Source organism: Paraburkholderia sp. BL9I2N2 (assembly GCF_004339745.1).
Taxonomy (GTDB): Bacteria; Pseudomonadota; Gammaproteobacteria; order Burkholderiales; family Burkholderiaceae; genus Paraburkholderia.
Genome location: NZ_SMGP01000001.1, coordinates 4,729,072 through 4,742,267, shown reverse-complemented (window position 1 = coordinate 4,742,267; position 13,196 = coordinate 4,729,072). Strand labels below are relative to the sequence as shown.

Below are 13,196 nucleotides of genomic sequence, written 5' to 3'. Positions count from 1 at the left end.
GAAGACGCGCACGGCATCCGATGGAAGGTGTCTGAAAAGTATAGGTCGCGCCGGTCGATAACAAAGCCGTCGACGCAAACCAGGCTTACGCAGGAACGCCTGAACTCAGCCATTTTCGGCCTGCCGACCCCCCCGCGCGTTTGCCCTGCCCTGCTCGCAGTGTGAAAATAGCGCCCTTCGCACCGGCGGATCATCCGAATCGCCGGCGCGCCGCCTCTTCCGCTCATCCACAGGCCCGCATGTCATCCTCATTCGATTCCGCCCGCGTCGCCGTGATCGGCGGCGGCCCCGCCGGCTTGATGGCCGCCGAGGCGCTCGTCCAGCAAGGCGTGCAGGTCGACGTCTATGACGCCATGCCGTCGGTCGGCCGCAAATTTCTGATGGCGGGCAAAGGCGGCATGAACATCACGCATTCGGAGCCGCTCGAGCCGTTCCTCGGCCGCTACGGTGCGCGCCGCGAACAGATCGCGCCGCTCGTGCGAGCCTTCGATCCCGACGCCCTGCGCGCGTGGGTGCACGGCTTGGGTGTGGAGACGTTCGTCGGAAGCTCGGGACGCGTTTTTCCGACCGACATGAAAGCCGCGCCGATGCTGCGTGCGTGGCTGCATCGACTGCGCGAGGCGGGCGTGCGGTTTCACATGCGCCACAAGTGGATTGGCTGGGACACCGAAGCGGGCGATGCCGCGGCGCATACGCTCCACTTCGCGACACCCGACTGCGAACAGACTGTGACCTTCGATGCCGTCGTGTTCGCGGTGGGCGGCGCAAGCTGGCCGCGGCTCGGATCGGACGCCGCCTGGGTTCCGCTGATGGCCTCGCGCGACGTGCCCGTAACGCCGTTGCTGCCCGCAAACTGCGGCTTCGACGCGGACTGGAGCCCCTATCTGCGCGAGCATTTCGCGGGTCAACCGGTCAAGCCGGTGGCCATGGCGCTCACCGACGTAGACAATAAAGTCCACAATCGACAAGGTGAAATACTTCTGACCGAAACGGGCTTGGAAGGGAGTCTGATTTACGCCTTGTCGGCAGTAATCCGGGAGCGGATTCTGGCCGACGGCGATGTCACGGTCACGCTGGATCTGGCGCCGGGCTTGCCTTTGGAGCGGGTCGTCGCCGAAGTCACGCGACCGCGCGGCTCACGCTCGATGTCGAGCCATCTGCACGGCAGAATCGGAATTGGCGGGGTAAAGCTGGCTTTGTTGCACGAGATTTTGTCGAAAGAAGCCTTCACCGACGCCGACGGCCTCGCGCACGCCATCAAGGCGCTGCCCGTGCGCCTCACGCGCGCCCGGCCGATCGCGGAAGCGATCAGCACCGCCGGCGGCATTCCCTTCGAGGCGCTCGACGAGCACTTGATGATTGAGCGCCTGCCCGGCGCCTTCTGCGCCGGCGAGATGCTCGATTGGGAAGCGCCGACGGGCGGTTACCTGCTCACCGCCTGCTTCGCCAGCGGCCTCGCGGCAGGACGCGGCGCGGCGGCGTATGTCGGCAAACTCAAGGGGAGCGACGCGGCGGCGTGACGTGTTGCCCTCGCTCTTAAAGCGAGAGCAGCGCATCTCACCGCTTATCGCGCCTTCAGACGCCACAGCGACGTCACTTCGGCCATGCGCGCCGTGTGCAGCGCATCGGTTTCATCGGTCGACTTGGGGTGTCGCGGACGAATGTCCTCGCGACCCACCACGGTCAAGCCCGCCTTGTCGATGGCGGCCAGCAGCCAGTCGCGCGTGCGCAAACCGAGATGCTCGGCGAAATCCGACATGATCAGCCAGCCCTCGCCGCCCGGCGACAGATGCTCCGCGAGGCCGTTCAGGAAACCGAGCAGCATGCGGCTTTCCGGATCGTAGATGGCGTACTCGATCGGCGAAGCGGGTCTCGCCGGCACCCACGGCGGGTTGCATACGACGAGCGGCGCGCGGCCTTCCGGAAACAGATCGGCCTGCACGACCTCGACCTGCTGGTCATAGCCGAGACGCGTCAGGTTCTCACGCGCACAAGCGAGCGCGCGGGGATCCTGATCGGTAGCGATGATTCTCTTCACACCGCGTTTGGCGAGCAGCGCGGACAACACGCCCGTACCGGTGCCGATATCGAACGCCTTATTCAGCGAAGGCAGCGGCGTGCGCGCAACGAGATCCACATACTCGCCACGCACCGGCGAGAACACACCGTAGTGCGGATGAATCCGGTCACCCAGCGCGGGAATCTCGACGCCCTTCTTGCGCCATTCATGCGCGCCGATCATGCCGAGCAGTTCGCGCAGCGAGACGACGGACGGTTCGTCAGTGGACGGACCGTACGTCTCGATGCAAGCCTGTTGGACCTCCGGCGCGCGTCGCAGCGGAATACCGTACGCGGCGTCGAGCGGAATCAGGATCATGCCGAGCGTGCGCGCGCGTTGCGACTGCGCCTGCCGATGCAGATTGAACGCGTCGACCGGCGTTTCGCCGTGTTTGCGAGGCTTGCGCTCGAGCCGGCGCGTGACCGCTTGCAGCAGTTGACGAGCGTTCTGGAAGTCGCCGTTCCACAGTAGCGCCGTGCCTTCACACGCGAGTCGGTACGCGGAATCGGCGGTGGTGCGGTCGTCCGCGACGATGACGCGCTTGGGCGGCGGCACGGCCGCTTCGGAGCGCCAACGCGCGGAGCGGGGGCCGTCGGCTTCGGGCCAGGTGATGGTTGCAGGGCTGGTCATGGTGAGGTGGGGTCGGTGTTGCGGGAGCGACGCGCTGATAAGCCGCGTCATCGGGGGCGTTGCCCGCCGGAGTACTGGATAGCGTTGCCGACTGACGCCCGCATAGTACCTCTGTCATCCGGGTTCGCGGTGCGCTATTCGTCGGCGAGGACGGGTGAGGCGCGCTATCTGCAGGCCTCGACCGGCAACTCGTAGACTAAAAAGTCCACGATCGACAAGGTGAAAGAGATGTGGTGATTTTGGACCGTTTCGCAGCTCACCGATGCTTCACGAAGCCGGTTCTTTCTGCAGGTTGAATGGCCGTGCAGCGGCTCGGATACGTCACCTTTATCGATAAGCGCGGACAAATAAAAACGGGGTTTCTGAATGAACAGAAACCCCGTTTAGTACAACTGGTGCCGGCTGCAGGACTCGAACCCGCCACCTCATGATTACAAGTCAAGCGCTCTACCTGATGAGCTAAGCCGGCATGAGGCCGTGATTCTACTTCATTTTACGATCTTGAGGCGAGCCCTTCCGCCGCCTTTCGATCCATCGTCGTCAGGCTGCGGACCGTCCGTCTCGCTATCCGCTTTGGCGGTGGCGGCATCCGTTGCCGGCGCCGTTTCGACCACGCGTGGCGCGGGCGCCTCGGTCTCGTCCGCCACTTCCGCGTCGGCGCCCGAATCCTGTGCTTCACCGCCCGTCGACTCGACCGGGAACGCCATGCCCTGCCCGTTTTCGCGCGCGTAAATCGCGAGAATATTGGCGATCGGCACCTCGATCTTGTGCGACTTGCCGGAGAAACGCGCGCTGAACTCAATCCACTCGTTGCCCATCTGCAACTGGCTGGTCGCCTCGAAGCTGATGTTCAACACGATTTCGTTGTCGCGCACAAACTGACGCGGCACGCGCGTCTGATTGTCGACCCGGACCGCGATGTGCGGCGTATAGCCGTTATCCGTGCACCACTCGTAGAGCGCGCGCAGCAGGTAAGGCTTGGTGGAAATCTCTTGCATCAACAGTCCTCTTACCGGGCGCGGGCCCGCGCTCACTCCGCAGCGCGGCGCCCTCGCCCCAAAGCCAAACTCAACGACGCATCACCTTTTCCGAAGGCGTCAGCGCTTCGATATAAGCCGGGCGGCTGAAAATGCGCTCGGCATACTTCATCAGCGGTGCGGCGTTCTTCGACAGTTCGATGCCGTAATGATCCAGACGCCACAGCAACGGCGCGATCGCGACGTCGAGCATCGAGAACTCTTCGCCGAGCATGTACTTGTTCTTCAGGAAGATCGGTGCGAGTTGCGTCAGACGATCGCGAATCGCGAGACGGGCCTTCTCGTGATTCTTCTCGGCGGCCTTGCCCTTTTCGTTTTCGAGCGTGCCGACGTGAACGAACAGTTCCTTCTCGAAGTTCAGCAGGAACAGGCGCGCGCGCGCGCGCTGCACCGGATCGGCCGGCATCAGCTGCGGGTGCGGGAAGCGCTCGTCGATATACTCGTTGATGATGTTCGATTCGTACAGAATCAGGTCCCGTTCGACGAGAATCGGCACTTGACCATACGGATTCATCACGGCGATGTCTTCCGGCTTGTTAAACAGGTCGACGTCGCGGATCTCGAAGTCCATGCCCTTTTCGAACAACACCAGCCGGCAGCGCTGGGAGAACGGGCAAGTTGTGCCGGAATACAGAACCATCATGTTTACGTTTCCTCAAAAAGCTGAAAGGCCAGCGCGCGGAAAAACCGTTCAACAGGTTTTTCCTGGCGCCGGCCCCACGCCGGGTGACGGCGTGATTATTTGATATGTTTCCAGTACGCGGCGTTCAATCGCCAGGCGAAAAAGCTCAGGATACCGAGGAACAACAGCACCCACACGCCAAGCTGTTTGCGGGTTTTCTGGGTCGGTTCGGACATCCATGACAGGTACGACACAAGGTCGGCCACAGCAGAATCATAATCTACCGGCGACATCGTCCCCGGAGTGACCTGCTGGAAGCCGACAAATTTGTGTACCGTCTCGCCAGTTTTTTCGTCGGTTTCGTCACCGAACTTCGCGGTACGTTGCCCCTGAAGCTGCCACAGCACGTGAGGCATGCTCACGTTTTCATACACCAGATTGTTCCAGCCGGTCGGCCGCGTATTGTCGCGGTAAAAGCTGCGCAAATACGTGTACAGCCAATCCTTGCCGCGCGCTCGCGCTTCCACCGACAAATCCGGCGGACTCGCGCCGAACCACGCTTGCGCGTCGGCCGGATGCATCGCCACGGTCATGGTGTTGCCGACTTTATCCGTGGTGAAGAGCAGGTTCGCCTGAATTTCGTTCGGCGTAATGCCGATGTCGGTCAGGCGGTTGTAGCGCATCAGGTTCGCGCTGTGGCAATTCAGGCAGTAGTTTACAAACAATTGCGCGCCGTGCTGCAAAGAAGCGAAATTCTCCGCGTTATCCGGCGCGCGGTCGAGAGGGAAATTCTCGTCCGCGTAAGCCGGGGCGGCCAGCACCGCGAGCAGTGTCGCGCCGATCAGCGCGCACTTCGTAAGCAGTTTTTTCATTTCGTGTTCTCCTGGCTCGCGATTAGTGAGGCTTGAACCGCACCCGTTCGGGCGGCTGCTTGAACGTGCCAAGCCGCGTCCAGAACGGCATACCGAGGAAAAACGCGAAGTAGATCAGCGCGCAGATCTGGGCGATCAACGTGGCGGCCGGCGACGGCGGTTTAGTGCCGAGGAAAGCCAACGTCAGGAACGCGGCCACGAAGATGCCGTAGAACACCTTGTGAAAAAACGGCCGGTAACGGATCGACTTGACCGGCGAGCGGTCGAGCCACGGCAGGAAGAACAGCGACACCACCGCACTGCCCATCACCACCACGCCCCAGAACTTCGACTCCGTGAACGCCATGGCCAGAATCACCAGCACCGCGAGCACCGGCAGGCCGAGCTTCCATTTGCCGCGCGCGCGCACCAGCGCGAGCAGGCCGAGCAGCCCGATCACGACCATCAGCACGATCTTGAACGGATCCGTAGTGGCGCGCAGCATCGCGTAGAAGGCGGTGAAGTACCACACCGGGGCGATTTCAGGCGGCGTCTGCAGCGGGTTGGCCGGCACGAAGTTGTTCGCTTCGAGGAAGTAGCCGCCCATCTCCGGCGCGAAGAAGATGATCGCCGCGAAGATCAGCAGGAACACCGTCACGCCCATGAAATCGTGCACCGAGTAGTAGGGGTGGAACGGGATGCCGTCGAGCGGAATGCCGTCCGGGCCCTTCTTCGCCTTGATTTCGATGCCGTCCGGGTTGTTCGATCCCACTTCGTGCAGCGCGACCAGGTGGGCGACCACCAGACCGATCAGCACCAGCGGAATCGCGATCACGTGAAACGCGAAGAAGCGGTTCAGCGTGACGTCGGAGACCACATAGTCGCCGCGAATCCACAGCGACAGATCCGGCCCGATGAACGGAATCGCCGAGAACAGGTTCACGATCACCTGCGCGCCCCAGAACGACATTTGCCCCCACGGCAGCAGATAGCCGAAAAAGGCCTCGGCCATCAGGCACAGGAAAATCGCGCAGCCGAAGATCCACACCAGTTCGCGCGGCTTGCGGTACGAGCCGTACATCAGCCCGCGGAACATATGCAGATACACGACGACGAAAAACATCGACGCGCCCGTGGAGTGCATATAGCGGATCAGCCAGCCCCACGGCACCTCGCGCATGATGTACTCGACCGACGAGAACGCAAGCGTCGCGTCGGGCTTGTAGTTCATGGTGAGGAAGATGCCGGTGACGATCTGGTTGACCAGCACCAGGAGCGCAAGCGAACCGAAGAAGTACCAGAAGTTGAAGTTCTTCGGCGCGTAGTACTCGGAAACGTGCTTCTTCCAGGTGGAAGTCATCGGAAAGCGCCGGTCGATCCAGCCGACCAGCCCGGTCGTCTCTACTTCGTGTTCGATCGCCATTACGCTTCTCCTTTCTCGTCCTTGCCGATCACGAGGCCGGTGGCCGAGGTGAACATGTAAGGCGGGATGTCGAGGTTCTGCGGCGCAGGTTTGTTCTTGAAGACGCGGCCGGCCATGTCATAGGTCGAGCCGTGGCAAGGGCACAGGAAGCCGCCTGGCCAGTCGTCTGGAAGATTGGGCTGCGCGCCCTCCTGGAAGCGCGGCGTCGGCGTGCAACCCAGATGGGTGCACACGGCGACGGCGACGAAAAGGTTCTTGTGGTCAGTGCGTGAACGGAACTCGTTGTTGCAGTACTCCGGCAACGGCATCGAAAAAGGATTCTTGGTGTGGGGATCCGCTACTTCGTTATCGGCTTTCTGGACATCGGCGAGCATCCGGTCGGTGCGGTTGATGATCCACACCGGCTTACCGCGCCAGGCAACGGTCTTCATGTCGCCGGGCTTGAGATCGCTGATATCGACTTCGACCGGGGCACCTGCTGCCTTGGCCTTTTCAGATGGTGCAAACGAACTAACAAAGGGTACGACAGTGGCAACGCCTCCTATGCCACCTGCTACGGTCGTCGCTATCAGCCAGGTACGGCGGCTGCCGTCGACGCGTTCATCTTCCTTGTCTCGCATCACACGCCCCACTTCTGAGTTGGATTTTTCCTTCACGTCTCTTCTACCGCCGCTAGTTTGCGCGAATGGAGTCGCCATTTACAAGGGCCGATTGCCAAAAACCGTGCGAAGCCTTTGATAAATCAGGGTTTCTCCGTACGAATCGCAAACCTTTTTGCACCTCCTTTTAAGTGCCCCCTCCGTTATTCGTTCCTTTTTCTACGCTAATGCGTTTTACCTGATTCTTGCGATTCAAACGGGATTGGGGATATCGATAAAGAGGTGCTCGATATCGAACTGCTCGGACAGATGCTTGCCCACCGCCTGCACGCCGAAGCGCTCGGTGGCATGGTGGCCTGCCGCGAGAAAAGCCACACCGCTTTCCGCCGATGTGTGCATCACCGACTCCGACACTTCGCCGGTCAGATAAACGTCCGCACCAGCGTTGATGGCCGCGTCGAACATGCCTTGCGCGGCGCCCGTGCACCAGCCCACGCGGCGCAGTTCGCGGTCCGCGTCGCCGAACACGAGCGGCGTGCGGCCGAGCGTCTGTTCGACTTGCGCGGTGAAGTGCGCGAGCGTGATTGGCATGGGAAACGTGGCAAGCCAGCCGAGATCGTTCTCGCCGAAGCGCGCGTCGCTGATCCAGCCCATCTTCTGGCCGATCTGCGCGTTGTTGCCGAACTCGGGATGGTCGTCGAGCGGCAGGTGATAGGCGAACAGGTTCAGGTCGTTGGCGATCAGCAGCTTCAGCCGCGCGTGTTTGCGGCCGGTGATCTGCGGCGCTTCGTTGCGCCAGAAGTAGCCGTGATGGACCAGCACGGCGTCCGCACCCCAATCGAGCGCCGCCTCCAGGAAGGCCGCCGAAGCGGTCACGCCGGTCGCGAGCTTATTGATCTTGCGACGCCCTTCGACCTGCAGTCCATTGGGGCAATAGTCCTTGAAGCGCGCGGTTTCAAGGAGATTGTTCAAGTACAATTCAAGTTCGATCCGATCCATATAAACCTCTAGTCTTCAGATGCTTAGACGCTTTTGGCTGTTCTTTGCCCAAGCGGTGACCGTGCTGTTGGCGCTCATGTTCATCATTGCGACCCTCAAACCGCAGTGGCTCCAGCGTCAAGGGCAATTCGGCAAGCAACTCGCCGAACCGATCGTCGCCCTGCGGGAAGTAGCGCCAGGCATCGGCAGCGGCCCAGCTCAGGCGTCGTACGCGGACGCCGCGCAAAAGGCCATGCCCGCGGTCGTCAATGTGTTCTCCAGCAAGGATGGCTCACTGCCACCCGACCCGCGCGCAAAAGATCCGCTGTTCCGCTACTTCTTCGGCGACAAGAACCGCAAGCAGCAGGAACAGCCCGCGTCCAATCTGGGCTCCGGCGTGATAGTGAGTTCGGAAGGTTACATTCTAACGAACCAGCACGTCGTGGACGGCGCCGATCAGATCGAAATCGCGCTGGCCGACGGCCGCACCACGAATGCGAAGGTGATCGGCGTCGATCCGGAAACGGATCTGGCCGTGCTCAAGGTCAACATGACCAATCTGCCCACCATCACGCTCGGCCGCATGGATCAGACGCGCGTGGGCGACGTGGTGCTGGCGATCGGCAATCCGTTCGGCGTCGGCCAGACGGTGACCATGGGTATCGTCAGCGCGCTCGGGCGCAACCACCTCGGTATCAACACGTTCGAAAACTTCATTCAGACCGACGCGGCCATCAACCCGGGCAATTCGGGTGGTGCGCTCGTCGACGTGAACGGCAATCTGCTCGGCATCAACACCGCGATCTATTCGCGCTCCGGTGGCTCGCTCGGCATCGGCTTCGCGATTCCCGTCTCGACGGCGCGCAGCGTGCTCGAGAGCATCATCACCACGGGTTCGGTCACGCGCGGCTGGATCGGCGTCGAACCGCAGGATGTCACGCCGGAAATCGCCGAATCGTTTGGGCTGGATCAGAAGTCGGGCGCGATTGTCGCGGGCGTGCTGAAGAACGGTCCCGCGGACCGCGCGGGCATCAAGCCGGGCGACATTCTCATGAGCGTGAATGGCCAGGAAATCACCGACACCACTCGTCTCCTGAATGTGATCGCGCAGATCAAGCCGGGCACGGCCGCGAAGGTGCATCTCGTGCGCAAGAGCCGCGAGATGGATCTGGAAGTCACGATCGGCAAACGCCCGCCTCCGCCGAAGCAACCGGCCGAGGACAACGGCGGTGGCGGTGATCAAGACGATGACGGCGGCTGACGTATAGAGCGAAGAGCGCAATCGCGAGGGCAACGCCTCAGCGGCAGCTGCAAGCACAAGCAACGCGCCGCGCATCAGGCAAAAAGGGCAGTCCATAACGGACTGCCCTTTTGTCTTTGCGTGAGCGGCCGAAGCGCTACGTCATTGACTCGGCGGCGGGCTCGCGTCTTCGATCACCACCGGCTGCTTACCAACAATCAACCGCGCCGCGATGATCCCTGCCTCGTACAACACGATCAGCGGAATCGCCAGAATCAATTGCGAGAACACGTCCGGCGGCGTAACCACGGCCGAGATAACAAAGGCGCCGACGATCACATAGGGACGAATCTCCTTGAGCTTCTTGAGCGTCACCACGTTCATGCGCACCAACAGCACCACGACGATCGGCACTTCGAACGTCACGCCGAATGCGATGAACATGGTCAACACGAAGCTCAGGTAATTGTCGATGTCCGTGGTCATCTCCGCGCCGAGTGGCGCGTTGTAGTGCGCCATCACGCGGAAGATAGTTGGGAACACCACGAAATACGCGAACGCCATGCCGCACAGGAACAGCGTGTAGCTGCTACCCACCAGCGGCCCGACCAGTTTCTTCTCGTGCTGATAAAGACCCGGCGCGACGAATGCCCAGATCTGATACAGCACGATCGGCAGCGCGATCACGAAGGCCACCAGCATGGTCACCTTCATCGGCACGAAGAACGAGCCGGTGACGTCGGTGACGATCATCTTGCCGTCCTTCGGCAGGTTCTGCATCAAAGGCCGCGCCAGCAACCGGAAGATATCCGGCGCCCAGTACACGAGCCCGACGAACACCACGACGACGGCAAGGCCGGCGCGAATGATACGGTCGCGCAATTCAACGAGGTGGGAAATGAAGGTCTCTTCAGTGCCTTCGTCCTGGGTATGCTGGGGGTCGCTCACACCGGCCCTCGGTTAGAGATTGTCGTTCTGATCATCAGAAAAACCGCGTCGGGCGACGCATGCTGGCCGGCGTGTGCCGCGCCACACGCGCCGCACCCGACTGCACACGCGTGCGGCGCGTGGTCGCGCGCTTGTACCAGGTGGGCATAGCCGTCTGCTTGACGCGCCAGTTCTTGCGTTTGGGCCCCGCAGCCGGCGTGCTGCTCGGCCACGAGGTGTTACTTGCATTGCCGACGTCTTCAAGCGCGCCACCGGCAATGCTCGGCGACACCGACGTGCCGCTGTTCCACGCGTCGTTCAGTTCGGTCTCGTGCTTGCGCAGATTATCCTTAACGGAGGTTTCGACGTTGGTCGCGGCGGCTTCGAACTCGCTTTTCATGCGACGCAGTTCGTCGAGTTCGATTTCGCGCGTGACTTCGGCCTTCACGTCGTTGATATACCGCTGCGCGCGGCCGAACAACGCGCCGGCTGTACGGGCGACGCGTGGCAGGCGCTCAGGCCCGAGTACGACCAGCGCGACGACGCCGATCAGCGCCATCTTGGTTAGACCGAGGTCCAGCATGAAGTGGAATGTCCGTCAGTAACGCGGTTAAGCCGCGGCTTAGCGGTAATCGCCCGAACGCGGCGTCTTTTCCTTCGCTTCCACATCCACGGCGCCGTTGCGCGGCAGTTCGCGCTGCTGCGCTTCGCCGCCCGGCGTTTCGGCTTCCTTCATGCCTTCCTTGAAGCCCTTCACCGCGCCACCCAGATCGGTGCCGATATTGCGCAGCTTCTTCGTGCCGAACACGAGCGCCACGATCAACAACACGATCAACCAATGCCAAATACTCAACGAACCCATGACTACTCTCCTTAAACCCGACACCGCACCGTAATGCGGTGAACCTCGTACGCCTTGCGGCATGAATCGAAGCGCGTACGCTTCATCTGAACATTACCGCGAGCCCTTCCGACTCAACCCGCGACACGGTATGTCATTGTGACCAGACGATCGCGTCGGCGTCGTTACAATGCGGCAAAAACAACGGCCGCGGTATTGTGCGTGACCAAAACTCGCCGTGCAGCCGCGTCAGCCCATGCGCTGCCAGGGGCGCGGCCCCGCGAGAATGTGTGCGTGCAGGTGATACACCTCTTGCCCGCCGCCCGGCCCGGTATTGATTACCGTGCGAAAAACCCGTTTCGCCGCCGGTGTACGCCACGCCCAGCTGATCGGCCAGACGTGCCGCCAAAACTAGCATTCTACCAAGCAGCGGCGCATCGCCTTCGGTGCAATTCGACAGCGTGGCGATGTGCTTGCGCGGAATGACCAGCACATGCGTCTCGGCGGCCGGACGAATGTCGCGGAAGGCGACGAATTCGTCGTCTTCATGGACTTTGGTCGACGGGATCGCGCCGGCGGCGATTTTGCAGAAAAGGCAGTTCGGGTCGTGGCTCATCGTATTCCTGACACAGTATGGCTGAAGCGCGAACCGTACGCGGCGCGATTCGTGTCAGGCCCGGCAACCGTCGGACGAAACTCAGAACCAGGCACGCGGATTCGCGAGCGGCTTGTTATCGTACAGATACAGCCAGCCTTTGATAATACGGTACAACATCCAGATGCTCACGGCCCACAGGACCGGAATGCCGATCACCACGAACAGCAGCACGCCGCCGATCGCATAACCCAGCAAGGCCATCCAGAAGGAGCGGATCTGCCACTCGAAATGGGCTTCGTACGGCGTGCCCGCCACGTCGGGCCGCTTCACGTAGTTGATGATGATCGCGATCAGGATCGTCAGGCCGCCTGTCAGCCAGTGGACCGCATACAGCGCGTACAGAACGTGGGTGAGCGTGCGCAGGCTGCGTTCGCGCTCTGGCTCGATAGCATTGCGATAGACCGGCGGCGGATAGCTTTCGTGCGACTGTTCCATGCTTGCGTCCTCCCAAGGATGCGATCAGATGCGTTCAGTGCAATATGGGCGCCGGTGCTCCCCACTTCAAGACGCGAGCGGCCCAACGACGATCAGTCGCCGTTCTGCTCGCGGTCGCGGCTCTTGCGTAGCGCCTTCTCCTCGATGCCCGACATGCCTTCGCGGCGCTCCAGCTCGGCGAGCACGTCCGCCGGGCTCAGATCGAAGTGCGACAGCATCACGAGGCAGTGAAACCACAGGTCCGCGACTTCGCCGACCAGCGCCTTCGGCGCGCCGCCGTGGCGCGCATCCTTGGCGGCCAGCACGACCTCGGTGGCTTCTTCGCCGATCTTCTTCAGCACCGCGTCGTCGCCCTTGTGGAACAGGCGCGACACGTACGACACGTCCGGATCGCCGCCCTTGCGGCTGTCGATGATCGCCGCGAGGCGCAGCAGCGTGTCATTCGTGGTCGCGGGGTCGGACGACGTGGTTTGCGTGGATTGCGTCATTTGTAGATGTGTTCGGGGTCTTTCAGCACGGGATCGACGGCGACCCAGTCGCCATCGTCCACCGCGCCTTCGAATTTCTGGAAAAAGCACGAGTGGCGGCCGGTGTGACAGGCAATGCCCGACACCTGCTCCACTTTCAGCAGCACGACGTCTTCGTCGCAATCGAGCCGCACCTCGTGCACATGCTGCACATGGCCGGACTCTTCGCCCTTGAACCACAGACGCTGACGCGAGCGCGAGAAATACACCGCGCGGTTCGTTTCGATGGTCTTGGCCAAGGCTTCGCGGTTCATCCACGCGAACATCAGCACGTCGTTCGTCGACGCCTCCTGCGCGATCACCGGCACAAGGCCGTTCGCGTCCCACCTGACCTTGTCGAGCCAATTGACTGCCGAGGGATTCACCACG

The 13,196-nt window shown here is 61.9% G+C and carries 15 protein-coding genes, 1 tRNA gene and 1 pseudogene; 2 read left to right on the top strand and 15 right to left on the bottom strand.

Going from position 1 to position 13,196, the window contains the following annotated elements:
• The first annotated feature begins 239 nt into the window (after positions 1–239).
• A complete protein-coding gene (locus tag B0G74_RS21740; protein ID WP_132376760.1) occupies positions 240–1,520 on the top strand; it encodes a TIGR03862 family flavoprotein in 1,281 nt (426 codons plus the stop codon).
• Between the two features lie 44 nt (positions 1,521–1,564).
• On the opposite strand, the gene B0G74_RS21735 is transcribed toward B0G74_RS21740, so the two are convergent.
• From B0G74_RS21735 to B0G74_RS21700, 8 genes are all read right to left on the bottom strand, one after another.
• On the bottom strand, positions 1,565–2,689 hold the full coding sequence (locus tag B0G74_RS21735; RefSeq protein ID WP_132376759.1) for a class I SAM-dependent methyltransferase: 1,125 nt from the start codon (positions 2,687–2,689) through the stop codon (positions 1,565–1,567).
• Between the two features lie 393 nt (positions 2,690–3,082).
• Positions 3,083–3,158 (bottom strand) — tRNA-Thr (locus tag B0G74_RS21730).
• 19 nt (positions 3,159–3,177) lie between these two features.
• Complete coding sequence (locus tag B0G74_RS21725) at positions 3,178–3,687, bottom strand: ClpXP protease specificity-enhancing factor (RefSeq protein WP_132376758.1); 510 nt, start codon at positions 3,685–3,687, stop codon at positions 3,178–3,180.
• A gap of 70 nt (positions 3,688–3,757) precedes the next feature.
• The gene (locus B0G74_RS21720; protein ID WP_006052302.1) at positions 3,758–4,369 is read right to left on the bottom strand and encodes a glutathione S-transferase N-terminal domain-containing protein; all 612 of its coding nucleotides are present in this window, start codon (positions 4,367–4,369) and stop codon (positions 3,758–3,760) included.
• 95 nt (positions 4,370–4,464) lie between these two features.
• A complete protein-coding gene (locus B0G74_RS21715; RefSeq protein ID WP_132376757.1) occupies positions 4,465–5,220 on the bottom strand; it encodes a cytochrome c1 in 756 nt (251 codons plus the stop codon).
• Between the two features lie 22 nt (positions 5,221–5,242).
• On the bottom strand, positions 5,243–6,622 hold the full coding sequence (locus B0G74_RS21710; protein ID WP_132376756.1) for a cytochrome bc complex cytochrome b subunit: 1,380 nt from the start codon (positions 6,620–6,622) through the stop codon (positions 5,243–5,245).
• The gene (gene petA, locus B0G74_RS21705; RefSeq protein ID WP_012434493.1) at positions 6,622–7,242 is read right to left on the bottom strand and encodes a ubiquinol-cytochrome c reductase iron-sulfur subunit; all 621 of its coding nucleotides are present in this window, start codon (positions 7,240–7,242) and stop codon (positions 6,622–6,624) included. The genes B0G74_RS21710 and petA overlap by 1 nt, the downstream gene beginning before the upstream one ends.
• A 231-nt stretch (positions 7,243–7,473) precedes the next feature.
• Positions 7,474–8,220 carry a Nif3-like dinuclear metal center hexameric protein gene (locus B0G74_RS21700; RefSeq protein WP_106284204.1) on the bottom strand — a complete coding sequence of 249 codons (747 nt, stop codon included), beginning with the start codon at positions 8,218–8,220 and terminating at the stop codon, positions 7,474–7,476.
• Between the two features lie 19 nt (positions 8,221–8,239).
• On the opposite strand from B0G74_RS21700, the gene B0G74_RS21695 reads away from it, so the two are divergent.
• Positions 8,240–9,460: a Do family serine endopeptidase gene (locus B0G74_RS21695; RefSeq protein ID WP_132376755.1), complete on the top strand. Its 1,221-nt coding sequence runs from the start codon at positions 8,240–8,242 to the stop codon at positions 9,458–9,460.
• Positions 9,461–9,601: 141 nt separating this feature from the next.
• Here the strand turns inward: B0G74_RS21695 and tatC are convergent, their stop codons facing one another.
• From tatC to hisI, 7 genes and pseudogenes are all read right to left on the bottom strand, one after another.
• Positions 9,602–10,387 (bottom strand): twin-arginine translocase subunit TatC, encoded by a 786-nt coding sequence (gene tatC, locus B0G74_RS21690; protein ID WP_132376754.1) that lies wholly within the window; start codon positions 10,385–10,387, stop codon positions 9,602–9,604.
• 34 nt (positions 10,388–10,421) lie between these two features.
• Positions 10,422–10,949 carry a Sec-independent protein translocase protein TatB gene (tatB, locus tag B0G74_RS21685; RefSeq protein WP_132376753.1) on the bottom strand — a complete coding sequence of 176 codons (528 nt, stop codon included), beginning with the start codon at positions 10,947–10,949 and terminating at the stop codon, positions 10,422–10,424.
• A 39-nt stretch (positions 10,950–10,988) separates the two neighbouring features.
• Positions 10,989–11,228, bottom strand: coding sequence for a Sec-independent protein translocase subunit TatA (gene tatA / locus B0G74_RS21680; RefSeq protein WP_132376752.1), 240 nt, complete (start codon positions 11,226–11,228; stop codon positions 10,989–10,991).
• A gap of 228 nt (positions 11,229–11,456) precedes the next feature.
• A pseudogene (locus tag B0G74_RS21675) lies at positions 11,457–11,823 on the bottom strand (histidine triad nucleotide-binding protein).
• A gap of 81 nt (positions 11,824–11,904) precedes the next feature.
• Complete coding sequence (locus B0G74_RS21670; protein ID WP_132376751.1) at positions 11,905–12,300, bottom strand: hypothetical protein; 396 nt, start codon at positions 12,298–12,300, stop codon at positions 11,905–11,907.
• Positions 12,301–12,392: 92 nt separating this feature from the next.
• Complete coding sequence (locus B0G74_RS21665) at positions 12,393–12,788, bottom strand: phosphoribosyl-ATP diphosphatase (RefSeq protein ID WP_132376750.1); 396 nt, start codon at positions 12,786–12,788, stop codon at positions 12,393–12,395.
• Positions 12,785–13,195 carry a phosphoribosyl-AMP cyclohydrolase gene (gene hisI, locus B0G74_RS21660; protein WP_207915672.1) on the bottom strand — a complete coding sequence of 137 codons (411 nt, stop codon included), beginning with the start codon at positions 13,193–13,195 and terminating at the stop codon, positions 12,785–12,787. The genes B0G74_RS21665 and hisI overlap by 4 nt, the downstream gene beginning before the upstream one ends.
• Position 13,196 lies beyond the last annotated feature (1 nt).

Excerpts from the sequence above, each read along its gene's own strand:
- B0G74_RS21735 (WP_132376759.1), bottom strand. The coding sequence starts at position 2,689 with ATGACCAGCCCTGCAACCATCACCTGGCCCGAAGCCGACGGCCCCCGC.
- B0G74_RS21695 (WP_132376755.1), top strand. The coding sequence starts at position 8,240 with ATGCTTAGACGCTTTTGGCTGTTCTTTGCCCAAGCGGTGACCGTGCTG.
- petA (WP_012434493.1), bottom strand. The coding sequence starts at position 7,242 with ATGCGAGACAAGGAAGATGAACGCGTCGACGGCAGCCGCCGTACCTGG.
- B0G74_RS21700 (WP_106284204.1), bottom strand. The coding sequence starts at position 8,220 with ATGGATCGGATCGAACTTGAATTGTACTTGAACAATCTCCTTGAAACC.
- B0G74_RS21715 (WP_132376757.1), bottom strand. The coding sequence starts at position 5,220 with ATGAAAAAACTGCTTACGAAGTGCGCGCTGATCGGCGCGACACTGCTC.
- tatB (WP_132376753.1), bottom strand. The coding sequence starts at position 10,949 with ATGCTGGACCTCGGTCTAACCAAGATGGCGCTGATCGGCGTCGTCGCG.
- B0G74_RS21740 (WP_132376760.1), top strand. The coding sequence starts at position 240 with ATGTCATCCTCATTCGATTCCGCCCGCGTCGCCGTGATCGGCGGCGGC.
- B0G74_RS21710 (WP_132376756.1), bottom strand. The coding sequence starts at position 6,622 with ATGGCGATCGAACACGAAGTAGAGACGACCGGGCTGGTCGGCTGGATC.
- B0G74_RS21720 (WP_006052302.1), bottom strand. The coding sequence starts at position 4,369 with ATGATGGTTCTGTATTCCGGCACAACTTGCCCGTTCTCCCAGCGCTGC.
- B0G74_RS21670 (WP_132376751.1), bottom strand. The coding sequence starts at position 12,300 with ATGGAACAGTCGCACGAAAGCTATCCGCCGCCGGTCTATCGCAATGCT.
- tatA (WP_132376752.1), bottom strand. The coding sequence starts at position 11,228 with ATGGGTTCGTTGAGTATTTGGCATTGGTTGATCGTGTTGTTGATCGTG.
- B0G74_RS21665 (WP_132376750.1), bottom strand. The coding sequence starts at position 12,788 with ATGACGCAATCCACGCAAACCACGTCGTCCGACCCCGCGACCACGAAT.
- B0G74_RS21725 (WP_132376758.1), bottom strand. The coding sequence starts at position 3,687 with ATGCAAGAGATTTCCACCAAGCCTTACCTGCTGCGCGCGCTCTACGAG.